This window comes from Caballeronia sp. INDeC2 (assembly GCF_023631325.1).
Lineage (GTDB): Bacteria > Pseudomonadota > Gammaproteobacteria > Burkholderiales > Burkholderiaceae > Caballeronia.
On record NZ_JALQDG010000040.1, the window covers coordinates 112,725 to 137,652 of the forward strand.

The window sequence follows — 24,928 nt, forward strand, 5'->3', positions numbered from 1 at the left end:
TCGTCACCACCGCGCCGCCGATGCCCCCGGCGGCGCCGAATTCCGCGCATAGCCCGCCGGCGTGCGCGCCAGTTGTGCGCTTGGCCGCACGGCCATCAACTCGCCGAAGCCCGATTCATACCGCTCCATATACGGCGCGAATTCCGGCTTCGCCGTCTTCAATCCGCCCTCGATGCGCCCGAGTCCACGCAGCCAGTGCCCCGTCTGCGCGAGCGAAACCTGAACGTGCCAGCTTCCGCCTTCGTGCTGCTGTTTCCATAACGCGGCGGCCGCGCCGAATGCCATCAGGAAGCCGCTCGCCATGTCGAGCATCTGCATCGGCAAGGGACGCGGCTTCGCTTCGCCGGCCGCTTCTCCTTCGGCTGCGTTGAAGCCCATCGCGGTCTGAACGAGCGAGTCGAAGCCGCGCCGTTCGGCCCACGGACCTTCGGTGCCATACGCCGTCAGCGACGTATAGACGATCCCCGGCCTGCGCTCCGCCAGCGCTTGCGGCCCGAACCCCAGCGACGCGATTCCGCCCGGCCTATACCCTTGCGCGAACACATTCGCATCGTCAATCAAGCGCCAGAGCGCGTCCTGATCCGAAGTCGAGCGAAGATCGAGCAATGCCGAGCGCTTGCCCCGGCTCGTATCCGCAATCGCCGGAATGTTCGGCAGATGCGGACCGTTCACGAGCATCACGTCCGCGCCGAACGCGGCAAGCGCCCGCCCGCCGACAGGCCCGGCGAGAATGCGCGTGAAATCGAGCACGCGCAGGCCGTCGAGCGGACGCGCATCGGCGGAAAAGGGCGGCAACGCTATAGGCGCCGCATCGCCGATGCGCGTGATCGTCATCAACGGCTGCGCGGCGACGGCTTGCGCTTGCGGCGTCGCGTCCCATTCGTCGAACGTGCGCAGCATCGTGACGACGAGCCCGCGCTCCGCCGCCGCGTTCTCGAAATCGCAACCGCGCCACGCGAGCAACGCGCGCTCCGCGTCCTCGCGCGTCGCCGTCTTCGGATGGAGCCCGAGCAGACGCAGCGCGCCATCCTGATGATGCTCGAAGTTCGCGTGGATGCGCACGTAGCCGTCGGCGCAGCGATAGAGCCCGGAAAAGCGTCCCCACGTCTCCGGCTCCTTGCCATTGACCGTGAACGCGCCAGTGCATTCGACCGCCGCATGCGTCATGTCGACGGACACGCGCTGCCGGCCGCCGCCACGCAGCGCGCCGAGTTCGCACGCCGCGAGCGCGGCCGCGCCGATGCTCGCCTGCGCCGCCGTGCCGATGGCAAAACTGGAGGGAAAAACCGGATCGCGACCCGGAAGGTCGATGAAAGAAAGCGCATCGTCGGGCAAGCCGGCGGTGCGCCATATGTCGTGCAGCGTATCGAAGGAAGAAGTCATGATCGGTCGGCGCGCGTGCTTCGAAGGAAGCACCCATTATCGCGCCGCCGCGTCAATGACGCCGCGTCGCCAGCTCCGCGCCCTGGCGCAGCGCTTCGAGCATGCTGCCTTCATCGGCGATGCCCTTGCCCGCGATATCGAACGCCGTGCCGTGATCGACCGACGTGCGGATCACATCGAGCCCGACCGTCACGTTTACGCCCGCTTCGAGACCGAGCACCTTCACGGGACCGTGCCCCTGATCGTGATACATCGCGACGACGAGATCGAAGTCGCCACGCCCCGCGCGATAGAACAGCGTATCGGCGGGCAGCGGGCCGGTCACGTCCAGACCGCGTTCGTGCAGCACTTTCACGGCGGGAATGATCTTTTCCTCTTCCTCGCCGTAGCCGAAGAGCCCGTTCTCTCCCGCATGCGGATTGATCCCGCACACGCCGATGCGCGGCTTCTCGATGCCCGCCTTCACGAGCGTCGCGTTGCCGCGCTCGATCGTGCGCTGCACGAGGCCCGGCTCGATCTTGCGGATGGCATCGATGATGCCGATGTGCGTCGTCACGTGGATCACGCGCAATTGCGGCGCGACGAGCATCATCGACACTTCGTCGACGCCCGTCAGATGCGCGAGCATTTCCGTGTGGCCGGGGAACTTGTGGCCGCCCGCGTGCAGCGCTTCCTTGTTGAGCGGCGCGGTGCAGATCGCGTCGATCTGATGCGCCTGCGCCAGTTCCACGGCGCGCGCGATGTACCGATACGCCGCATCGCCCGCGACGGCGGACAGCTCGCCGAAGGGCAGATCGTCGGGAATCAGGCCGAGATCGATGCAGTCGATCACGCCCGGTTCGTAACGCGCTTCTGTCGCATCCTTGATGCGCCGCACCGTCGCCTTGCCGCCGACGAGTTCGTTCGCGCGTTCGAGACGGCGCGCATCGCCGATCACGAGCGGACGGCACTGCCGATGCACCGCGTCGTGCGCGAGGCTCTTGACGACGACTTCCGGGCCTACGCCGCTCGCGTCGCCCATCGTGATGCCGATTACGGGGAGAGTGTTGGTCATGATGTTTCGTCTGTGATGTCGTGTCTCAACGCGCGACGGGAATATCCGCGCCGCGCAAATGCAGGTAAGCGCCGAGCAGTGCGTGCTCGCTGCCGAACGCGCCCGCTTTCGTGACGATCGAAGGGCCGATGCCGCCCGATGGCCGGCCGAGCGCGACGCCCGCTTCGATTTCGCGCACGAGTTCGAGGCTGCCGACGTTCGCGGCGGCGAGCATCGCGCGCGCGGTTTCGCCGCCGGTCGCGATCAGTCCGCCGAGCGCGTCGAAGTGAGGCGCGACGAGCGCTGCGAGCGCGGTCGACAGCAGCGCGCCTTCGGCGGGATCGAACGCTTCGTCGCGGCCGATGCGCACGATCGCGTCCACTTTGCCGCGCACCGAATCGCCGATGCGCTCATGCCACGCCCGCCATTGCGGATGACCCGCGCCGTCGCGCAGCACGGCGGGCGGCACGATCATTTCGCGCACGCCGGCTTCGGCGCGCAGCATCGCGCATTGACGCTCGGAGATCGCCGAGAGGCTGCCGACGAGCGCGAGGATCGGGCCTTGCGTCGGATCGATCGAGCTTGTTTGCTGCACGGACGCATCGGCATCGAAGAGATCGGGCAAGGCGGCCAGTTCGCGCGCGAGTCCGCCCGAGCCGACCCAGAAAAACGGCGCATCGACCGACGCCGTCACGCGGGCGAGCGCGGCGAGATCGTCGCTCGTTTCTGCGTCGACGATGATCGCGTCGATGCCATGCGCCGACGCCGCCGCCGACGCGACCATCGCGGCGACATCCCGCGGTGCGGCGCGGAACGCGTCGAGCGAAACGTGCGCGACGCGCAGGCCGACCATGTCGAGCAGCGCGCGCAATTCGGCGTTTTGCCCGGCGTGCTCGAGTTGCCACGTTTCGGTGTCTTCGAGCGGCACGCCGCGCACGAACACGCGGCCGTCGCGCACGGTGCGGCCCGTCGCCGGGAACGCGGGCGTGACGATCGCCGGTCCGGCGAGCCGCGTCAGCGCGGCGACTTCGGCGGCCCAGTTGCCGCGCAAGGTCGAATCGATCTTCTTGTAGAGACGCCGGCCCGGCGCGCGCAGCGTCTGCCAGGCGCTCGCCGTGCGTTTCGCGGCGTCGGCGGGCGTGAGGCGGCGCGTGTCGGTGTCGGCGGCGATGACCGTCGCGTTCGCGTGCGATGCATCGGCGTCGAGCGAGACGACGGTCTTCAGGCCGGCCGCCGCGAACGCGATGGCGCAATCGGCGGCGCCCGAGAGATCGTCGGCGACGATCAGCAAGCTCTTCATTGCGCGGCCTCGCGTGTCTTCGACGACGAACGCGCATCGAGCCGCGCGTTCACGCGTTTGGCGATCGACGCCGTGAGTATCGGCGACACGATCGCCGTCACGACGACGCACGCCGCGACGAGCAGCGTCGCGGACTTGGCCGCTTCGGCATAAACCGGATTGGCCGCCGCGATCAGCGCCGGGACGGCGGCCGCGTTACCCGCGGTGTTCGCCGCCGCCGCGCCTGCCACGCCCGTGCCGCCCGTCAGACGATCCGCAAAGTACAGCGGAATACCCGTCACGACGACGACCGCGAAACCCAGCCCGATGCCGAGCAAGCCGGCTTGCCAGACCTTGTGCAGATCGAGACTCGCGCCGAGCGCCAGCGCGAAGAACGGAATCATCACCGGGACGGCGCGGCCGAGGAACTCGCGCATTTCGCGATCGAGATTGCCGAGCAGCATGCCGACCGCGAGCGGCAGAATGCTGCCGACGAGCGTCGGCCACGGAAACGCCGAGAGACCCGCGACGCCGAGCGTGACCATCGTCAGGAACGGGCCGGATTCGAGCGACATGATCGTGTACGCGCCCACGTCTTCCGAACGGCCGTATTGGCCCATCAGCGCCATGTACAGGCCGCCGTTGGTGTCGTTCATCGCGGCGACGACAGCCAGTGTCGAGATGCCCGCGAACACGCCCGACGTGATCGGCTGCTCGCCGAGGAAATGCCCGAGCACGATGCCCGCGACGATCGCCGTGCCGACTTTCGTCGCGAACAGCGCGCCGCCCTTTTTCAGGAGATAGGGCGTTGCCTTCACGTCGATGCTCGCGCCCATGCAGACATAGAACACCGCGAGAATCGGCAGCGATCCGGTGAAGAGCGCGTTCGTGAACGAGCCGAAGAATTTCGGCATGTTCGGCGCGAAGGTCGCGATCAGCGAGCCGATCAGCAGCGGGACGATCATCATCCCGCCGGGCACGCGCTCGACGGCGCGCTTGATATGAATCTGAGCCATGCATGTCTCCAGAGTGGTTTTGCCCGATTCGGTCATAAAGTGACTGAATCGGGCAAATGGAGTGTAGCCCTCCCGCGCATTTTGCGCAAACCAGTCGCCGTGGGTGTTTATCCTGATCGAATCGATCAAACTGAACACGATACGCTCAGAAGGGATCGCAGCATTCGCCGGACCCGGACGGTTCGTTACACTGTGCGTCGCCTCGAAACAGCAAAGAATTCAGGGAACGGGATGAAAGTCGAGAAACGCCGCGAAGCCATGCTCAAGGCCGTGCTCTCCGGCATGAACGATGTGGCCGCGTTGTGCGATCACTTCGGCATGTCGGAAGCGACGGTACGCCGCGACCTGCGCGCGCTCGCCGACGAGCGTCGCATCGTGCGCACGTACGGCGGCGCGGCGTCGGTAGGCATGCACGAGCCGGAAGAATCGCTCGATATGCGCCGCGAGAGTTTTCGCGAGCAAAAGGAAGCGATCGCGCGCGCGGCGGCGCGTCACGTGCAGGACGGCGACACGATCTTCCTCGACGGCGGCACGACCACGGCGGCGCTCGCGCGCGGCCTCGCCGGCCGTTCGGAAGTCCACGTCGTGACGAACAATCTCCTCGCCGTGAACGTGCTTGCCTCGGCGGACGTGCGCGTGACGCTGATCGGCGGCGATGTGCGGCCATCGAGCATGAGCACGCTCGGGCCGATCGCGCAGGTGGCGCTCACGCGCGTCACGTTCGACAAGGCGTTTCTCGGCGCGGACGGCGTCGTCGCGGGACGCGGGCTGTGCGAAGCGACGGCGGAGCAGGCGTTCCTGAAGGAATGCGTGATCGCGCAGGCGGCGGGCGTGTTCGTGCTGGTCACGTCGAACAAGCTGGAGCGCGCGAGCCAGCAGCACTGGACGCCGCTCGAGCGCGACTGGACGCTCGTCACCGACGCGCTGGCCGAAGCGCCGGTGCTCGCGCGCTTCGAGGAGCGGGGAAACGTGACGGTGGAATGCGCCGAGGTGATGTCGAAAGAAACGTGACCGGCGCGCCTGAACTCGTCAGACGCGCGCCGCCAGCGCCAGCACGCGCTCCAGTTCCGGAAGATCGACCGGCTTGACGAGATGCGCGTCGAAACCGGCGGCGCGCGTGCGCGCCATGTCTTCGTCGGAACCGAGGCCGGTCATTGCCGCGACGACCACGCGCTCTCTATCGTCACGCATGCGGCGGATCACGTCGAAGCCCGTCATGCCCGGCATCGACAGATCGAGCAGCACGACCTGCGGCCGTAGCGCTTCGAATGAATCGAGCGCGCCCAGCCCGTCGTACGCGGCGCGCGCATTGTGGCCGAGCATCTCGACGAGCAGCGTCATGCTGTCGGCGGAATCGCGGTTGTCGTCGACGACGAGCACGTCGAGCTGACGGCTCGTGACCGCATACGGCGTCGCGCCGGCCGGTGCGCCGTTCGTGGGCGCCTCGGCGAGCGGCAGCCACAGCGAAAACACGCTGCCTCGTCCCGCGCCGCCGCTCTTCGCTTCGACATGGCCGCCGTGCAACTCCGCGATCGCGCGCACGAGCGTGAGGCCGATGCCGAGACCGCCTTCGTCCAGATGCGCGCCCGGCGGATGTTCCTGCACGAAAAGATCGAAGACGCTGCCGAGCGCACCGGAGGAAATGCCGCGGCCCTCGTCGGTCACGCGCACCAGCACCGAGCCGCCGCGCGGGCCGACTTCGAGCGTGATCGTCGAGTTGGGCGGACTGAATTTCGACGCGTTGTTGAGCAGATTGTTGAGCGCCTGCACGAGCCGCGTCGCATCGCCGTTGACGAAAAGCGGCTGACCGCCGTCCTTCACGTCGATGCGTTGCCCGCGCTCGTCGCAGAGCGGCTGGCTCGCCTCGACGCTCAGATGCACGACATCGGCGATATCGACGGTCGCGGTCGCGAGGCGAATCTTGCCCGAGCTGACGCGCCCGGCTTCGAGCAGATCGTCGACGAGCCGCGTCAGATGCGCGAGCTGACGATCGACGATCTCGCGGCTGCGGATCACCTCGGCATCGTCGGACGCCTTGAGCTTGAGGATGCTCACCGCGTTGCGGATCGGCGCGAGCGGATTGCGCAGCTCGTGGCCGAGCAGGGCGAGAAACTCGTTCATGCGCCGGCTCGACGCTTCCAGTTCTTCGAGACGCCGCCGCGCGGTCATGTCGCGCGTGATCTTGACGAAGCTCTGCTCGCCGCCGTTGTTGCCGGGCAGCGCGCTCAGCATGACGTGCGCCCAGAACTCGGAGCCGTCCTTGCGCACGCGCCAGTCCTCGTGCTCGACGCGGCCGCGCTTGGCGGCGAGCGCGAGGTCGTCGCCGGGACGGTCGCGGCCGTGTTCGTCGGACGTGTAGAAGAGCGCAAAGTGCCGGCCGATCGCTTCGGAGGCCGTGAAGCCGTAGATCGCGCGCGCGCCGTCGTTCCACGAGCGCACGTAGCCGCTCTGGTCGAGCATGCAGATCGCGTAGTCGCTCACCGAGTCGATGAGCAGGCGCAGGCGTTCGTTCGCCTCCGTCGCGACGTGCCGGTCGGTGACGTCGTGCACGAAGCACGCGAACTGGCGCTGGCCTTCGTACCAGACTTCGCTGATCGTCAGCTCGGCGGCGAACTCGCTGCCGTCGCGGCGCAGCGCGGGCAGCTCGAAGCGCCGGTTGATCATGCGCGCCTCGCCCGTCGCGAGATAGCGCGTGAGCCCGGCGCGATGCGCGTCGCGCAAGCGCTCGGGCACGATGTGCGATGCGAGTTCGCGGCCTGCCACTTCATGCTGCTTCCAGCCGAAGAGAACCGTCGCGGCCTCGTTCCAGTCGACGACCATGCCGGCCTCGTCCATCGACACGAACGCGACGTGCGCGTTGTCGAGCACGGTCTGACGGCGGCGCAGGGCGTCGGCGAGCTTCTTTTCATATTCGATGCGCAGCGACGACTCGACCGAAAGATCCGCGGCGACGCTGGCGTTTTCCTTCACGAGCTTGCGGTTTTCCTGCGCGATTTCTTCGCGCGCGATGGTCTCGGCGATGCACGCGCAAAACGCGTCGAGGATGCTGATATCGGACGGCCCGAAGTGATCGGCCTCGCCGGAGATGAGCTTCAGCACGGCGACCGAGCGGCCTTCGTAGACGACGGGCGCGACGACCATCGACACGGCGCCGACCGCCTCGCACGCCGCGCGATCGACGCGATGGTCCGTCGCCGAATTGCGGCAGATGAGCGCCTGCTGGCGCGTGATGCAAAGGCCCGACAGACTGCCGGCAGTGGGCAGCCGCACGCCGATATGCGCCGCCGCCGCGCCGCTCGCCGCGCGATAGACGAGCGAATCGCCCTCGATCCATTCCACCACGGCGGACGCGACGTTCGCGACTTCTCTCAGCGTGTCGGTGACTTTTTGCAGATAGGCGGGCAGCGGGAGCCGCGAATGCGCGAGGCTGGCGAATGTGGCGAACCATCGCCGGAAATGCGCGAGATGCTGATGTTTCGCCTTGACATTATCTTCTGGGGTCGACGCCTCGTATTGAGTCGGCATGGGCCATGTCCAATCGATGGATCGCGATGATGAATCGCGGAGGCATCGGAGTTTGCAAGACGGATCGTGGCGTCAATTGAAACATAAATATCGCGCAAACGTTTGCGGTGAATTAAACGTCGTGGCCGGGCGTCGTGTTGTCGAGCCCGGCGTTTTCGATTCGCTTTATTGCGTGGTCCATTCGCGTGCGGCTTCGGCGGCGAAATCCCGATATGCGCGCGGCGCCCGGCCGAGCAGCGATGTAAGCCGCTCGATTTCCTGCGCCGAAGCCACCGCGCCATCCTGCTGATAGCGCTGCATCATGAGACGCATGTCGTAGGCGAGCCATTCCGGGCCCGCGCCTTTCATGCGCGCTTCGAGCGCGTCGAGATCGTCGCCGCCGTAGCGGATCTCGCGTTGCAACGCGTCGCGCCAGATCGCGGTGATGCTGTCGGCTATGAGCGCATCGGGACCGGCGAGTTCGTAGGCTTCGCGCGGCAAGGGCGTATCGCTGCGTTCGCGGCGCAAGAGTTCGCGCGCAGCGGCATCGCCGATATCGCGGACATCGACCATCGAAATTCCTTTTGCGCCGATCGGCATGCCGTACACGCCGTGATGCAGCAGTGCATCTTTCAGGCCGATGTCGTTCTGCATGAAGTACGCGGGGCGCAGGATCGTCGCGGGCAAATCGCAGTGCTCGATCATGCGTTCGACCGTGTGCTTGCTGGTGAAGTGAGGTACGTCCGTGTAGGCGTCGCCCTTGAACACCGACAGATACACGATGCCCTTCACGCCCGCCTCGCGCGCGATGCTCATCGCCTGCAGCGCCTGCGTGAGTTCGTCCGCGGCGTTCGGCGCGAGCAGAAAGAGCGTGTCGATGTCTTTCATCGACTCGCGCAACGCGCCGATTTCGCCCAGGTCGCCCTTGACCGCCGTCACGCCCGCCGGAAACTTCGCGCGCTCCGGCGAACGCGTGAGCGCGCGCACGTTCGCGCCGCTGTCCTTCAGATGGTCGAGAACCTGCGTGCCGATCACGCCGGTGCTGCCGGTTACGAGAATGGTCATGTCGATCTCCTTGGATCCGTTGAGTACACCGCCTACGATAGTTGTTCCGCTTTCGAGCCGATAGACCGTGGTTCGAGACATGTCGTCTCAACGACGGAACGATCATGGACCTCACCGCACTCACCGATTTCAACGCCGTTGCGTTACACGGCGGTTTCGGACCCGCCGCGCGCCGCACGGGCCGCCCGAAAGCCACGCTCTCGCGGCGCGTCGCGGAGCTGGAGCAACGCCTCGGCGTGCGGCTCCTCGAGCGCGGCTCGCGAACGCTGCGTCTGACCGAGGAAGGCCGCGCGCTGCACGAACGCACGCGCGGCCTGCTTGCCGAAATCGACGATGCAGCCGAGGCGATTCGCTCGCGCGCGCCTGTGCCGAGCGGACGCCTGCGAGTGAGCGCGCCGATCGTTTTCGCGCATGTCGTGCTGCCGCGCATCGCGTCGCGGTTTGCGTCGGCGTATCCGCAGGTGGAGCTCGAGATCGTCGCGGAGGATCGTGTCGCGGATCCGGTGCAGGACGGATACGACCTCGTCATCCGCATCGACCCCGACGCCGACGAGTTGCTCGTCGGACGCCGCATCGCGACCGACCGGCGCGTGCTGGTCGCGGCGCGCGGCTTCATGACCGACGATCGCGCATCTTCCTTGCCTGCCGTCGTGCTCGCGCGCGCGGCCAGCACGCCTTGGCAAATCCGAAGCGACGATGGCCGCGAACGCACGATCATGCCCGAACCGGTGCTGCGTCTGTCGTCGTTGCTGATGGCGCGCGAGGCCGTGCTCGAAGGCGCGGGCGTGGCGTTGCTGCCGGGCTTGCTGGTCGAGCAGCAGATCGCCGATGGAAGACTCGTCAGGCTAGGGCTCGATGCGGGGCCGGCCGTCGAAATCTGGGCGCTTTATAGCTCGCGGCGTTTGTTGAGCGCGAAAGTGCGCGCCTTTATCGACATGCTGCAAAGCGCGGCGTGAACGTAACGCGAACGCGGCGGCAAAAAATACCGTGACGCCGATCAAATCTTTTAAATAATTACGCGAAACATTCTTCAGCACATCTGAAAGCGGCCGTTAAGGAAATGGTCTAGCGCTCTCGCCGGATTACGGCGCCTCAAGTCCGACCTCTTGCTTTCGATGACTGCCTCGATTCCTCACGACATCCTCGCCGTGCCCGCCGGCGACACTCCGTCAGCCGCATTGACGCCCGTGCGCCTCGTATCGACGAACGGCGCCGCGAAGCCGCCGTTCCCATTGCCCGCGCCCATTCCCACTCAGGACGCGGGCGCGGGCGTGCGCTTCGACTTCAACGACGGCTGTCGCGTGACGCTGCCCGAAGGCGAATGGCATGTGGTGCTGCGCGACTTCGAAACCGGCAACGTGCTGTTCGAAACGGATATCGGCGCGGGCGCGGTGGCGAGCGGCAAGAAGTATTTCGTGCCGTTCGAGCTCGAAGTGCAAAGGCGCGGCAAGGACGCCGACGCGGCCGTTATCCATCGCTACGATGCGAAGGATCGCGAAGTGCTGATCCAGTTTCCGGTCGGCACGCTGGGCGACTTGATGGGCTGGTTCCCGTATGCGGTGAAGTTCCAGCGCAAGCACGGCTGCCGCCTGGCCTGCTCGATGTCCGCGCTGATCGCGCCGCTCTTTCGTGGCGCCTACCCTGAAATCGAATTCATCACGCCGGAAGAAGTCGATCCCGCGCGCTATTACGCGACCTACAACATCGGCCTCTTCTTCGACGACGAAGCCCACACGCATCAGCCGGTCGATTTCCGGCACGTCGGCCTGCATCGCACGGCGGGACATATTCTCGGCGTCGATCCGGAAGAGATCCGCCCGGAGATGGTTCTCGCCGATGCATCGCGCCCGATCGACGAGCGCTATGTCTGCATCGCCGTGCAAAGCTCAACGCAGTGCAAGTATTGGAATCATCCGACGGGCTGGCGCGAAATCGTCGCCTTCCTGAAGGACGCGGGCTATCGCGTGATCTGCATCGACCAGAAAGCGACGCATGGCTCGGGCCTCGTATGGAATCACATTCCGCACGGCGCGGAAGATCAGACCGGCGATCGTCCGCTCGAAGAGCGCGCGCGCTGGCTCAAGCATGCGGATTTTTTCGTCGGCCTGTCGAGCGGACTTGCGTGGCTCGCGTGGGCATGCGGGACGCCGGTCGCGATGATCAGCGGCTTCACGCACGAGAACAACGAATTCGCCACGCCTTATCGCGTGATCAATTACCACGCCTGCAACGGCTGCTGGAACGACGTGCGTCATCGCTTCGATCATCAGGACTTCTTCTGGTGCCCGCGCCACAAGGACACGCCGCGCCAGTTCGAGTGCACGCGGCTCATCACGCCCGAACAGGTGAAGCGCACGCTGCGCCGCATTCCGGGATTTGGCACGGAAGCCTGACCGCACTCACTACCTACGACGTTCGAGACCCGATCGCATCGCGCCTTCATCCGAAGGCGTGAGGGAAGCACACATACCAACACGAACAAATGAAGCCGCTTACTTATCGCCGTAAATTCTGTCTGCATGTCTTCGGGGCGCGCCGGCGCCGCTTGTCGCGCCTGTTGTCCGGCATGTTCACGCTGCTGGGCATGCAACTGGCATTCACGTCAAACGCACACGCCGACTACACGGCGGATGTTCCCGGCGGACAGGCCGTCAATGGCGAATCGGTCAGCGGCACGCAGAATATCGCCGGCTTGGCGAACGCGTCGACCATCACTTACGGGGGCACGCAAAACGTGCTGGCGGGCGGTTATGCGAATGCGACAAACGTGAACGGCGGCGGCACGCAGCACATCGCCGCCGGCGGGTTCGCGAACGCCACGACCGTTTCCGCGGGCGCCAAGGCAGTGATCGACGCCGGCGGCACGGTGAGCGCGCTCTCGCTGTCTTCCGGCTCGGTGATCTCGGCGACGACTTCGGGCGACATCAGCGCGATCAACGCGAACGGCTCGTTGTTCACCGTCCACGGCAACGTTGCGACGGGCGCGCTGCTCACGGACGGCAGCGAGCTCGACGTGCTCGGTGCCGGCACGGCGCGCGGCACGGTCGCGAGCGCGGGCGGCACGGAGCATGTTTTCGCGAACGGCACGGCGAGCGGCAGCCAGATTCTCGGCGGCGCGCAGATCGTGGAGGCGGGCGGCATCGCACTATCGACGCTCGTGACGAGCGGCGGCGAGCAAACGGTTCATGGCGGCGCGTCCGGCACGACCGTGAACTCCGGCGGCACGCAGAACGTGGCGCAGGGCGGCCTTGCGGTCTCGACATGGGTCGGGAGCGGCGGAACGCTCGTCACGGCGGGCAACGCGAACAATGTCGACATTGCCTATGGCGGCAACGCATCGGTGACGCAGACGGGTTCGATCGACAACGCGACGGTCCACGGCGGCGCGTATCTGAATGTCGATTCAGGCGGTGTCGCGTTCGGCTCGACGCTGAGCGGCAACGGCAGCGACTACGCGAGACAGGACGTTTGGGGCGTCGAAAGCGGCACGACGGTCGGCGCGTATTCCACGGACACCGTACACACGGGCGGCCTTGCCATCGACACGACGGTCGGCGGCCCGGGCGCATCGCAGACGGTGAACTCGGGCGGGCAGACTGCCGGCGTCACGATCAACGACGCCGGCACGGTCTACGTGCAGACGGGCGCGAGCGCGACGGCGGCGGCGATCAATTCTGGCGGCACGCTCTCGGTCGCGTCCGGCGCGATCGCCGACGGCGTGACGCAAAACGAAGGCGGCGGCCTCGTCGCCAATACGTCGTCGACGGTCTTGAACGGCACCAACACGCGCACGGACGGCACGAGCTTCTCCATCGACAACGGCGTCGCGACGCACGCGCAGATCGTCGGCACGGGCTATCTCACGGTGCTCGCGGGCGGCTCGGCGCACGACACGGTCTACTCGGCGGGCGGCATCTTCCAGGTCGATGCAAGCGGCTTTGCCGATCTCGCGCATCAGGGCGCGGGCGGCCAGATCGTCACGAACACGTCGGCGACCATCGCGAACGGCTCGACGGATTCCGGCCGCAACTTCTATATCGCGAACAACGTCGCGTCGGGCGTGATGCTCGACGGATGGAGCGCGAAGCTCGAAGTGATGAGCGGCGGCTTCGCCAACGACACGCTGCACGCGAACGGCATCCTGCAAGTGGATGCGGGCGGCTCGGCGAACATCGTCCAGCAGGACGCGGGCGCGGCGCTCATCACCAACACGTCGGCGACGATCACGAGCGGCCACAACCGCATGGGCGATTACTCGGTGACGAGCAACGTCGCGTCGAACGTCGTGGTCGAAAGCCGCGGCGATCTCACCGTGCTCTCGGGCGGCTCCGCAGTCTCGACGACCATCGGCACGAACGGCAACGCGACGGTCAACAACGGCGGCATCGCGACTTCGGTCACGGTCGCGAACTCGGGGCGCTTCCAGGTCGATGCGGGCGGCACGGCGGATATCGTCGATATCGACAACGGCGGGGCGCTCGTCACCAACACGTCGGCGACGATCACGCACGGCAGCAACACGCTCGGCGGCTTCACGGTGAGCGGCAACGTTGCATCGAACGTGCTGGCGGAGAACGGCGGCTCGCTGACCGTGCTCGACGGCGGCACCGCGAGCGCGACGACGGTCGGCAGCGGCGGCGCGATCGTCGTGTCGGGCGGCGTGGCGCAGGACACGACGATCAACGCCTGGGGCTACGGCGTCGCGAGCGGGGGCACGATGAACGATGCCGTCGTGAACGGCAACGCATCGCTCACGGTGTCGGGCGGCGTCGCCAACGATACGGTCGTCAACGCGGGCGGCAGCGCGGTCGTAACGGGCAGCGGCACGACGAACGACACGCAGTTGAACGCCGGCGCGGTCGAGCGCGTGTATGGCGGCGTCGCGAGCGGCACGGTGATCTCGGCGGGCGCGACGGCTTATATCGACGGCGGTGAAACGCGCGGCGAGATCATCGCGGGCGGCACGCAGCTCGTGCGCGGCGGCACGACCTACGACACCCGGTTCGACAGCGGCACGCTCGTGGTATCGGGCGGCGGCACGACCTCGGGAACGATCGCGGCGACGGGCACCTACGTCGACGTGCGCGGCGGCACGACGGTCGGCACGCTGCTCGCGACCGGCGCGCAGGAAGTCGTGACGAGCGGCAGCGCGATCGGCACCGTTGTCGGCAGCGGCGCGACGCAGACGATCGAGCGGAACGGCTACGCGTCGGGCACGCAGATTCAGGCGAACGGCAATGAAAACGTCCTCGGCGGCAGCGAAGGCGCGGTCGTATCGGCGGGCGGCAATCAGACGGTGACGGGACGCTATGCGTGGTCCGAATCGGCGACCGTGCTCGCGGGCGGATCGGTGACGATTGCGGCCGGCGCATCGGCGAGCGGCGCGCAATTGCAGGGCGGCGCGCTCGTCGTGTCGTCGGGTTCGCAGGCCGACGGCACGCACGTTCTCGCGGGCGGCACGCTCTCGATTCTCTCGGGCGGCTCGGGCAGCAATGCGACGATCGGCACGAGCGGCACGGAAGTCATCGCATCGGGCGGCAAGTCCTACAGCGACATGGTGAGCGGCGGCACGCAAAGCATTCAGGCGGGCGCTTACGCGCAGGACGCGACCGTGTCGGACGGCGGCCAGCAGTCTGTGCTCGCGGGCGGCTCCGCGGCAAATACGACGATTTCGAGCGGCGGCCTGCAGTCGGTGAGCGGCACCGTCAGCGGCACGGTGGTGTCCGGCGGCACGCAGTCCGTCGAAACGGGCGGCCACGCGAACGGCACGACGCTCTACGGCGGCACCCAGGTCGTGAGTTCCGGCGGCGTCGCCAACGACGCGGGCGTCTACGGCGGCACGCAGCAGGTATTGTCGGGCGCGCATGTCTCCGGCGCCGATGTCCTGTTCGGCGGACGGCAGCAAGTGGCCTCGGGCGGCGTGGCATCGGGGACGTACTTCGCCCTCGGCGGCACGCTCGACATGGCGGCGGGCGGCTCGGCGCTGGGCGTTCAGCAGGACGCCGGCGGCGCGCTCGTCGCGAACACCGACGCCACGGTCGTCGGTCAGAACAACAACGGCGCGTTCAGCATCAGCGGACATGTCGCGTCGAACGTGTTCGTCGAGAACGGCGGGCAGCTTGCGGTGAAGGCGGGCGGCAGCGCGATCGATACGCACGTCGCGAACGGCGGCACGGTGACGGTCGCATCCACGGGCGTGGCGAGCGGCAGCATCGTCGGCTCGGGTGGCGTGCAGCGCGTCAGTTCGGGCGGTCATGCTAGCGGCACGCTGATCGGTGACGGCGGCGTGGAAGCCGTCGCGTCGGGCGGGGTTTCGCGCGATGCGTCGGTGACGAGCGGCGGTGCGCAGAGCGTCGCGTCGGGCGGCACGGCGACCGGCACGATGGTGTCGGCGGGCGGGATGCAGGCGGTGCAGTCGGGCGGCGTGGCATCGGGCACGCAGGTGTTGTCGGGCGGCGTGCAGGATCTCGCGGCGGGCGGCAGCGCGGTATCGACGCTGATCGCGGGCGGCGGCCTGCAAACGGTGCAGACGGGCGCGACCGCGATCGACACGACCGTCGCGAGCGGCGGCGTGCAGGAAGTCGCCTCGGGCGGCACGGCCACCGGCACGCTCGTGAGCGCAGGCGGCGTGCAGCGCGTGTCGTCGGGCGGCCATGCCGGCTCGGTCACGCTCGGCAGCGGCGGCAATCAGTATGTGTCGTCGGGCGGCGCGGCCAACGGCGTCGCGGTGACGAACGGCGGCACGCAGACCGTGCTCGCGGGCGGCAACGTCAGCGGCACCAACGTGTCGAGCGGCGGCACGCAGGCGGTGTCCTCGGGCGGACGCTCGACCAATGCGGTCGTATCGAACGGCGGCCAGCAGACGATCACCCTCGGCGGCGCGGCGAGCGGCACGCTCGTGCAGAGCGGCGGCTCGCTGACGGTATCGAGCGGCGGCGCGGCGGGCAGCGTGACCGTCGACGGCGGCGGCCGCGCCACCATCACGCGAGCGGGCAGTGCGACCATCGACCAACGATCGGGCGCGGCGCTCGTCACCGATACCTCGGCGACGGTCAGCGGCATCAACACGGGCGGCGCGTTCCAGGTCGCGGGCAACGTCGGCTCGAACGTGCTCGTCGAGAATGGCGGCACGTTCCAGGTGCTGTCGGGCGGCGTCGCGAGCGGCACGCACGTCGGCGCGGGCGGCACGGAGAACGTGTCGGCGGGCGGTTCGGCGCTGCGCTCGATCGTCTCCGGCGGCTCGCAGCGCGTATCGGCGGGCGGTCTGGCCAGCGGCGCGACGGTCGGCGCGGCGGGCGTGCAGCAAGTCGCGGCGGGCGCGAGCGCCATCGACACGACGGTCGGCGCGGGCGGCAATCAAAACGTCGCAGGCCTCGCGAGCGGCACGACGGTTTCGGGCGGCACGCAGACGGTGTCGTCGGGCGGCGTTGCGCGTGGCACGACGGTCGCGGGCGGCGGTGCGCAGAACGTGAATTCGGGCGGCACGGCCATCGCGACGACGCTTGCATCGAACGGCACGCAGACGCTGACCTCGGGCGCCGTGGCGAGCGCGACGACGATCAACGGCGGCACGCAGAACATTCTTGCGGGCGGCGTGGCGAACGACACGACCGTCAACGCGGGCGGCTTGCAGTATGTCGATGGCGTCATCGAAGGCTATGCGTACAACACCGTGGTCAATAGCGGTGGCGTGCAGCAAGTCGCGTTCGGCGGCTTCGCGGGCAACGCGGTGATCAACGGTGGCGCGTTGCAGGAAGTGCAGGCGGACGGCATCGCGAGCGGCACGACGGTGAACGGCGGCACACAAGTGGTCAACTCGGGCGGCACGGCGCAGAACACGACGCTCGACGCCGGCGGCGTGCAGCGCGTGAACTCGGGCGCGCTTGTGACGAATACGCTCGTGGCGAGCGGCGGCACGCTGACGGGCGACGGCAACGTGGCGGGCGTCCACGTGACGAGCGGCGGCCTCGTGCAGAACCTGGCGCGCGCGAGCCTCGGCATCGTCGACGATGGCGGCACGGTGCAGGTCGATACGGTAACGGCGGCGAACGTCGCGGTGAACGGCGGCGGCAAGCTGATGGGCAGCGGCACGCTCGTCGGCAATGCGACGATCAACGCGGGCGGCGCGCTCGCCACGACGACGCCGGGGCAGACGCTGCGCGTGAACGGCAACGTCGCGCTCAACGACGGCTCGACGTTCGTCGTCGGCGCGAACGCGGCGGGCCAGACGGGCAGCGTCGCGGTGACAGGCGACGTGAGCATCGCGCAAACCGGTGCCAACGGCGGCGCGACGGTCGTCGTGAACGCGTCGCCGGATGCCTGGAAGCCGAACACGAAGTACACGATTCTCACGTACACGGGCGCGCTGACCGGCTCGTTCGCGGGCGTCGGGATGGACTTCGCGTATCTGACGCCGACGCTCACGTATGCACCGCAGGAAATCGACCTGACGTTGAAGATCGCATCGATCTTCTATCAGACGGGCGAGTTCGCGGGCTTCGGCATGGTCGGGCAGAACCGCAACCAGTTGCAGGTGGCGAGCGCGCTCAACCGCATACTCGCGACGGGCGGCAATGCCGTCACCGACAAGCTGCTGTTCGAAACGCGGGCGGGCGCGCAGTCGGCGCTTTCGCAGATGGACGGCGACGAAGCAACCGGCCTCTTGCGCATCGCGCGCCAGAGCACCGAAGCGTTCGGCAACACGGTTGGCGAGCGGCTGACGGCGGCGGCGCTGGAGCGTCCGTCGAACGACGTGTGGGCCACGGTGCGCTACGGCCAGTCGCACGCATCGGGCGATGCATCGGCCGGCAGCAACGCGCTCGATGCGCGCACGAGTTCGCTTGCGATCGGCTTCGATCGCGAAGTGCTGCGCGACGTGCGCGCGGGCGTCGCCGTCGATGCGGACTACAGCGATCTGGGCTTCAACACGCCGGGCGCGAGCGGTCATGCGAACGGCTGGCAGGCGCTGATCTACGGCGCGTGGCAACCGGCGGCGCAGCCGTTCTTTGTGCGCGGCATGGCGGGGATCGGGCGCTGGAGCAATTCGGTGAATCGCGTCGTGTCGTTCGGCGGGATGTCGGGCACGCCGCAAGGCAGCGTCGAGACGCGTTCGGCGACCGCGTACGCGGAAACCGGTCTGAACCTGCACGTGCGCGACGACATGACGTTGCAGCCGTATGTCGGCGTGCGTGTCGGCCGATACAACCAGGACGGCTTCGGCGAGAGCAATGGCAACGCGTTCGACCTCGTCTATCAGGGCAGCAGTCAGGCCGCGACGACGGGCGTGGCGGGCGTGCGTTATCTGCTGAAGCAGAAGCGTCAGAGCGGCGCGAGCAATATATGGGAGATCGACGCCAACGTGCAGCAGCGCTTCGGCAATCTGGACCAGACGCTCAATGCCGCGTTCGCGACGGCGCCGGGCTCGGTGTATCAGGTGTCGGGCACGCCGCTCGCGCGCACGGTCGGCCATGTGGCGACGGGCGGGGCCTGGGAAGTCGGCCGTTATGCGTCGGTGTTCGCTCGCGTTGCGGTGGATTTCGGCAAGCACGAGCAGGACTACAGCGGCGTCGTGGGATTGAACTGGAAGTGGTAAGGAAGGCGGCGCGTGCGGGAGCACGCGCCGTTTTTTTATGAGCGTAATTACTTCGGATGGCGAATCAAATATCGATCTGCGCTTCGACGATCTCTCTGACCCGTCCCAACGCGTCCCTCAACGTTTCCGCATCCACCGATCCCAGCGCCAAACGCAACGCATGCGGCACCTGCACCGCGGTGCAAAACGGCTCGGCCGTCGACACCGAAATGCGCTCTTTCATCAGCGCCGCCGCGATGCGGTCCGCACGCACTTCCCCGGGCATCGGGAGCCACACGAAATACGAAGCAGGATGCGCGACGCGCTTCAATCGGCCCAACGCGCTCGCCGCGATAGTCTGCCGCATCGACGCATCCGCGCGCTTTTCGGCTTCGAGCCTGTCCACCGTGCCGTCTTCGAGCCAGCCGCACGCGATGGCCGTCATCACGCCCGGCGTATTCCACGTCGTCACCCTGATCGCGCGCTCTATCTTCGGCACGCATTCGAGAGGCGCGACGACATAGCCGACGCGCAAGCCCGTCGCCACGTTCTTCGACAATCCCGATACGTACACCGTGAGTTCAGGCGCGATCGCGGCGATAGGCGGCGGTGCATCGTCGGCGAGAAAGGCGTAGGCCGCATCTTCGATGATGAAGAAGCCATGCTTGCGCGCGAGCGATGCCAGTTGCCTGCGCCGCGTCGCCGTCATCACCCAGCCGAGCGGATTGTGCAGCGTCGGCATCGTGTAGACGGCTCGCACGCGCCGCCGCTTGCATAACATGTCGAGCGCCGGGATCGGGGCCCGTACCGGACGCCGGCAGCGGCGCGAGTTCGAGCCGATGCGCCTCGGCCAATAGCTTGAATCCCGGATAGGTCAGCGTGTCGACGGCCACCACGTCGCCGGGTTTCAGCAGCGCCATCACGGTCGTGGCGAGGCCGTGCTGCGCACCATCGACGATCATCACGCGATCCGCGCCCGCATCGAGCCCACGGCGCGTGAGATGCCGCGAGACGGTCGCCCGGTCGCGCGCGCGGCCGCCATGCGGCTGATAGCGAAGCAGCGCTTCCAGATCGCCCGCCAACGACAACTGCCGTAGCGCATTGCGCAACAATTCCGCTTGACCGGCCAGCGCGGGATAGTTGAAGTTCAGATCGACGATGTCCGCGGCGATGGCGACCTGATCGATGCCGAGCCCACGTGCGAGAGTCGTTTCCTTCACGAAGGTGCCGCGTCCCGTCTCGCCGCTGACGAGGCCCATCGCGTTCAGCTCCGCATAGACGCGCGTCGCGGTGACGATGCCGAGTCCCTCGCGCGCGGCGAGCTCACGATGCGTGGGCAGCCGTGTTCCCGCTTTGAGACGGCCGGAACGAATGTCCTCGACGAATCTGTCGACGATTTGCTTGTAGCGTGGCGGTTTCGGCATGTATTCATGACAATTTTTTGATTGTATTTATTCTGGGCCGTAGCATGCGTAGATGCAACACATGCGCTGAAAGGAGCACATCATGCACATCGCCATTCTCACCTTCGAGGGCTTCAACGAACTGGATTCGCTGATTGCGCTCGGCATTCTCAATCGCGTGAAAAAGCCCGACTGGCAAGTGTCGATCGCGTGTCCGCAAAAAGAAGTGCGTTCGATGAACGGCGTCGTGCTGAAGGCGCAAGCCACGCTCGACGACGCCGCGAACGCCGACGCCGTGATCGTCGGCAGCGGCATGCTGACGCGCCAGGTCGTAGCCGATGCGTCGCTGATGGCGCGCATCAGGCTCGATCCCGCACGCCAGTTATTGGGCGCGCAATGCTCGGGCACGCTCATTCTCGCGAAGCTCGGTCTGCTTCATGACGTTCCCGCCTGCACCGACGTCACGACGAAGCCGTGGGTCGAAGAAGCGGGCGTGCGCACGCTCGATCAACCGTTCGTCGCGAACGGCAACGTCGCCACGGCGGGCGGATGTCTCGCATCGCAGTATCTTGCGGCATGGGTGATCGCGCGGCTCGAAGGCGTCGAAGCGGCGCGCAGTGCGATGCATTACGTTGCGCCTGTCGGCGAAAAAGAGGCCTACGTCGAGCGCGCGATGAAAAACATCGCGCCGTATGCCGACGTCGTTACAACGGCGTAAATCGTGCACTGCAAAGCCCGTCCCGACTCGCGTGACGGCCTCTTCGTGCTGCACCTGCGTAAAGAAAACCGCTTGTACAAAGCATTAAACGCTTCGGGAAAGTCCTTAGAGAAACATCAGACGTCTGATGTATATTTCAGGGACCGTCATCCGAGAGACCTTCATGCGTTTGAGCGTCGAGCGATCGATGAGCGACAAGATTCAAGAGTCGCTCCTCACCATGATCCGTGAGCGCAAGCTCAAGCCCGGCGATCAGATTCCCACTGAAATAGAGCTTTGCGAGCTGCTCGGCGTCGGCCGTTCCAGCTTGCGCGAAGCCGTCGCGCAGATGATCTCGCATGGCTTGTTGTCGCGTCAGCAAGGCAAGGGCACCTTCATCAGACAAATTTCGCTGAAGCTGCACGGCGGGCTCGATGATCTGATGTCGGTGACGGATATGATTCGCAGCGTGGGCGCGGTGCCGTCGACGAGCCGCATTCAGTTGGATACCGTTGCGGCATCGGAGAGCCTCGCGGAAAAGCTCGCCATCAAGCACGGCGATCCGTGCGTGAGAATCGAGCGCGTGCGGCGCGCGGACGACGCCGTCGCGGCGTATTGCATCGACACGATTCCGAAGCACGTATTCGATGCCGCCGAGGGCGAACTTGGCGAATCGCTCTTCGGCATGTTCGCGCGCACGGGGCGGCGGCTGTCGCATACGCATACGTCGATACAGCCGACCATCCTCACGCCGCGCGATCTGCCGGAACTGGGCGACGGCTTCGGCCTCTTTCTGCTGCTGGACGAAGTGGATTTCGATCAGAGCGGCGAGCCGCTTTGCTATAGCAACGACTACTACAACACGAGCATCTTCAAGTTCGATCTGGTGCGCAAGCGTCGCTGAACATCGGAGGAGACACCGATGGAGTTTGAAGCTTTCACCGCGCAGGAGCTCGCCGCCTATCTCGGCGACGTGCCCGATGTGCGCGCGCTGCTGGGCGACCCCGACGATCTCGAAGTCGTCGAAGTCGGGGACGGCAATCTGAACTACGTGTACTTCGTGACGAATGCGAAGGCGCCCGCGCGCAGCGTCGTCGTCAAGCAGGCGCCGCCGTTTCTGCGGCTCGTCGGCAAGACGTGGCCGCTGTCGTGTCAGCGCATGGAGCACGAAGTCGCTGCGTTGCGGCGCTTCGGCGCGCTGTGTCCGATGCATGTGCCGAAGGTCTATCACGCGGACAGCAAGCGCTTTCTCGTGGTGATGCAGCGCCTTGCGTCGCATCGCATCTTGCGGCAAGGACTGATGGATGGCGCGATGTATCCGCGTCTCGCGGATCATCTCTCGACCTATCTCGCGCATACGCTTTTCCACGGCTCCGATCTCTTTCTCGCGCCCGACATCAAGAAGCAGGCCGCGAGCGCGGCGGTCAATGCGGAGCTGTGCAAGATCACCGAAGACCTCGTGTTCACGTTCCCGTTCGAGGATCATTCGTCGAACGTCTATAGTCCCGCGCTGCCCGGAGCGGCGATCGAAAGATTGCGAACGCATGCGCCTTTGCGCATCGCGGCGGCCGACATGAAATGGGCGTTCATGAATCACGCCGAGACCCTGCTGCACGGCGATCTACATACCGGTTCGATCATGGTCGACGAAGACGACACCTTCGTGATCGATCCCGAGTTCGCGTTCTATGGGCCGATGGGCTTCGATGTCGGCGCGCTGATCGCAAACTTGCTGCTTGCGTACTTCTCGCGCGATTGGCACGGACGTATCGACGGGCGCGATCCTGTTGCATATCAGGAATGGCTGCTCGAACAGATGATGCGCATCTGGACCGGCTTCAGCGCGCAATTCGTCGAACTGTGGCACGACCATGAAAGCCGCAGCAAGCGGCGATTCATCGGCGGCGATGCGGAAAGCCGAGCGCTAACGGCGTATCGCGCGCATTTCATGCGGCGTCTCCTGGCCGATACGCTCGGCTTCGCGGGCTGCAAGATGATTCGACGCATCGTCGGCATGGCGAAGGTCGCGGAGATCACGCGCATTCCGGATACGCAAGCGCGCGCGAATATCGAAGTGCGATGTCTGCGTTGCGCTGAAGCGTTGCTCGTCGAACGCGCCACGCTTGGCGATATCGAACAGGTGGCGATGCTCGCGCGCGAAATTCAGCGCGACACCGCGACGATGTGACAGGAGATCTCATGGCTTCGCAGCCCTTGTTCACGACGCTTCCGCCGACGATCGAATGGCGCGACGGCGACTTGCTGCTGCTCGATCAGACGCGTTTGCCGCACGAGATCGTGGTGGAGAACGTCGCCGATGTGAAAGCGGTGTGGCGCGCCATTCGCGAGTTGCGCGTGCGTGGCGCGCCGGCGATCGGCGTCGCGGCGGCGTATGGGCTGTGCATCGCGATGCGCGGATCGGCCGCGCTGCCCGTCGCGCAGTTTCGCGCGGAGCTGGAACGTCACGCGAACTGGCTCGAAACGGCGCGGCCCACGGCGGTCAACTTGAGCTGGGGCGTGCGGCGCATGCTACGTCATTCACGCGATGTCGATACGAACGATGCCGCGACGCTCTTCGAAGCGCTCGTCGACGAAGCGAAGCGCATACACGCGGAAGATCAGTCCTTGTGCGAAGGCATCGGCGAGCACGGCATGCCGCTCATCCGCGAAGGATGCGGCGTGCTCACGCACTGCAATGCGGGCGCGCTCGCGACGACCGGCATCGGCACCGCCACCGCGCCGATCTATGCGGCGCATCGCGCGGGCATCGAATTCAAAGTCTATGCCGATGAAACGCGTCCGCTTCTGCAAGGCGCGCGTCTCACGGCGTTCGAACTGCAGCAGGCGGGCGTCGACGTCACGCTCATCATGGACAGCGCCGCGGCGTCGATCATGTCGCAAGGGCTCGTGGATGTCGTCATCGTCGGGACGGACCGCGTCGCCGCGAATGGCGACTTCGCCAACAAGATCGGCACATTGGGCCTCGCCATCGCCGCGCATTATTACGGCATTCCGTTCTATGTCGCGTGTCCTTCATCGACGCTCGATCTGCGCACGCCGGGCGGGTCGCGCATCGAAATCGAGGAACGCGATGCCGAAGAAGTCACGCACCTCGCCGGACGACGCATCGCGCCCGATTCGATGAAGGCGCGCAATCCCGCGTTCGATGTCACGCCGCATGCGCTCGTCAGCGGCTTCGTCACGGAGCGCGGCATCGTGCATGCGCCGTTCGAACGCTCGTTGAGAACGCTGTTTGCCGCAGAGGGGAACGCCGCATGATCGCGGCCGATGAAAGCGCGCTGCGTCGCGCGATCGTCGAGACGTCGCTCGAAATGGAGCGGCTCGGCATCAATCAGGGCACGTCGGGGAACGTGAGCGCGCGGTATCGTGAGGGCTTGCTGATCACGCCGAGCGGCGTGAGCGCGCGCGAGCTCGACGAAAAGCACATCGTGTGGATGCCGCTCGATATCACCGACGACGCCGAACTTCTGCGCGTGGAACGGCCATCGTCGGAATGGCGCATTCATCGCGACATTCTGCGCGCGCGTGTCGAAGTCAACGCAGTCGTGCATACGCATTCGATCGCGGCCACCGCGCTCGCCATTCATGGACGCGACATATCCGCGCTGCATTACATGGTCGCGGCGGCGGGAGGCAAGTCGATACGCTGCGCGCCGTATGCCGTCTTCGGCAGCCAGCAGTTGTCCGATCATGCGCTTGCCGCGCTCGACGATCGCCGCGCATGTCTGCTCGCGCATCATGGCGTGATCGCGCTCGGCGCGGACCTCGCGCGCGCCGTGTGGCTCGCGCATGAAGTGGAAGTGCTGGCGAAGCAATATCTGCTCGCGTTGCAGATCGGCCCGCCGCCCTTGCTTTCCGATGAACAGATGGATGAAGTGCTGGAGAAGTTCAAGACTTACGGCAGGCGCAACGAAGAGGATCGCTGACACACGCGTTAACGAAATTCGCATTGAACA

General features: G+C 66.5%; 15 protein-coding genes and 1 pseudogene. 9 read left to right on the forward strand and 7 right to left on the reverse strand.

Features of this window, described 5'->3' with window-relative positions:
• Positions 1–3: 3 nt before the first annotated feature.
• From NCS28_RS25010 to NCS28_RS25025, 4 genes are read right to left on the reverse strand one after another with little or no spacing between them, the layout of a single operon-like run.
• Positions 4–1,383 (reverse strand): CoA transferase, encoded by a 1,380-nt coding sequence (locus tag NCS28_RS25010; RefSeq protein WP_250516463.1) that lies wholly within the window; start codon positions 1,381–1,383, stop codon positions 4–6.
• A gap of 52 nt (positions 1,384–1,435) precedes the next feature.
• Entirely contained in the window at positions 1,436–2,437 is a 1,002-nt protein-coding gene (pdxA, locus tag NCS28_RS25015) for a 4-hydroxythreonine-4-phosphate dehydrogenase PdxA (protein WP_250516464.1), read from the reverse strand.
• A 25-nt stretch (positions 2,438–2,462) separates the two neighbouring features.
• The gene (locus tag NCS28_RS25020; protein ID WP_250516465.1) at positions 2,463–3,716 is read right to left on the reverse strand and encodes a four-carbon acid sugar kinase family protein; all 1,254 of its coding nucleotides are present in this window, start codon (positions 3,714–3,716) and stop codon (positions 2,463–2,465) included.
• On the reverse strand, positions 3,713–4,711 hold the full coding sequence (locus NCS28_RS25025) for a 2-keto-3-deoxygluconate permease (RefSeq protein ID WP_250516466.1): 999 nt from the start codon (positions 4,709–4,711) through the stop codon (positions 3,713–3,715). Before NCS28_RS25025 ends, NCS28_RS25020 begins: the two co-directional genes overlap by 4 nt.
• 231 nt (positions 4,712–4,942) lie before the next feature.
• Between NCS28_RS25025 and NCS28_RS25030 the strand changes: the two genes are divergently transcribed.
• The gene (locus tag NCS28_RS25030; RefSeq protein ID WP_250516467.1) at positions 4,943–5,722 is read left to right on the forward strand and encodes a DeoR/GlpR family DNA-binding transcription regulator; all 780 of its coding nucleotides are present in this window, start codon (positions 4,943–4,945) and stop codon (positions 5,720–5,722) included.
• Between the two features lie 18 nt (positions 5,723–5,740).
• Here the strand turns inward: NCS28_RS25030 and NCS28_RS25035 are convergent, their stop codons facing one another.
• Both NCS28_RS25035 and NCS28_RS25040 read right to left on the reverse strand, forming a co-directional pair.
• On the reverse strand, positions 5,741–8,236 hold the full coding sequence (locus NCS28_RS25035) for a hybrid sensor histidine kinase/response regulator (RefSeq protein ID WP_250516468.1): 2,496 nt from the start codon (positions 8,234–8,236) through the stop codon (positions 5,741–5,743).
• A gap of 165 nt (positions 8,237–8,401) precedes the next feature.
• Positions 8,402–9,280 carry an SDR family oxidoreductase gene (locus NCS28_RS25040; RefSeq protein ID WP_250516469.1) on the reverse strand — a complete coding sequence of 293 codons (879 nt, stop codon included), beginning with the start codon at positions 9,278–9,280 and terminating at the stop codon, positions 8,402–8,404.
• Positions 9,281–9,384: 104 nt separating this feature from the next.
• On the opposite strand from NCS28_RS25040, the gene NCS28_RS25045 reads away from it, so the two are divergent.
• The 3 genes from NCS28_RS25045 to NCS28_RS25055 all read left to right on the forward strand — a co-directional run bounded on the left by NCS28_RS25045 (position 9,385) and on the right by NCS28_RS25055 (position 18,872).
• Positions 9,385–10,236, forward strand: a complete 852-nt coding sequence (locus NCS28_RS25045) for a LysR family transcriptional regulator (protein WP_250516470.1) — start codon at positions 9,385–9,387, stop codon at positions 10,234–10,236.
• 159 nt (positions 10,237–10,395) lie between these two features.
• The gene (locus NCS28_RS25050; RefSeq protein ID WP_250516471.1) at positions 10,396–11,673 is read left to right on the forward strand and encodes an autotransporter strand-loop-strand O-heptosyltransferase; all 1,278 of its coding nucleotides are present in this window, start codon (positions 10,396–10,398) and stop codon (positions 11,671–11,673) included.
• Between the two features lie 89 nt (positions 11,674–11,762).
• A complete protein-coding gene (locus NCS28_RS25055) occupies positions 11,763–18,872 on the forward strand; it encodes an AIDA repeat-containing protein (protein WP_250516472.1) in 7,110 nt (2,369 codons plus the stop codon).
• Between the two features lie 64 nt (positions 18,873–18,936).
• On the opposite strand, the pseudogene NCS28_RS25060 reads toward NCS28_RS25055, so the two are convergent.
• A pseudogene (locus NCS28_RS25060) lies at positions 18,937–20,275 on the reverse strand (aminotransferase-like domain-containing protein).
• An 82-nt stretch (positions 20,276–20,357) separates the two neighbouring features.
• Between NCS28_RS25060 and NCS28_RS25065 the strand changes: the two are divergent.
• The 5 genes from NCS28_RS25065 (at position 20,358) to NCS28_RS25085 (ending at position 24,898) form a co-directional block, all read left to right on the forward strand.
• The gene (locus tag NCS28_RS25065) at positions 20,358–20,972 is read left to right on the forward strand and encodes a DJ-1/PfpI family protein (RefSeq protein WP_250516473.1); all 615 of its coding nucleotides are present in this window, start codon (positions 20,358–20,360) and stop codon (positions 20,970–20,972) included.
• Positions 20,973–21,159: 187 nt separating this feature from the next.
• The gene (locus tag NCS28_RS25070; protein WP_250516474.1) at positions 21,160–21,855 is read left to right on the forward strand and encodes a GntR family transcriptional regulator; all 696 of its coding nucleotides are present in this window, start codon (positions 21,160–21,162) and stop codon (positions 21,853–21,855) included.
• A gap of 18 nt (positions 21,856–21,873) precedes the next feature.
• The gene (gene mtnK, locus NCS28_RS25075; RefSeq protein ID WP_250516475.1) at positions 21,874–23,139 is read left to right on the forward strand and encodes an S-methyl-5-thioribose kinase; all 1,266 of its coding nucleotides are present in this window, start codon (positions 21,874–21,876) and stop codon (positions 23,137–23,139) included.
• Between the two features lie 11 nt (positions 23,140–23,150).
• Complete coding sequence (mtnA, locus tag NCS28_RS25080; protein WP_250516476.1) at positions 23,151–24,230, forward strand: S-methyl-5-thioribose-1-phosphate isomerase; 1,080 nt, start codon at positions 23,151–23,153, stop codon at positions 24,228–24,230.
• Positions 24,227–24,898, forward strand: coding sequence for an L-fuculose-phosphate aldolase (locus NCS28_RS25085; RefSeq protein WP_250516477.1), 672 nt, complete (start codon positions 24,227–24,229; stop codon positions 24,896–24,898). The genes mtnA and NCS28_RS25085 overlap by 4 nt, the downstream gene beginning before the upstream one ends.
• Positions 24,899–24,928: the final 30 nt, after the last annotated feature.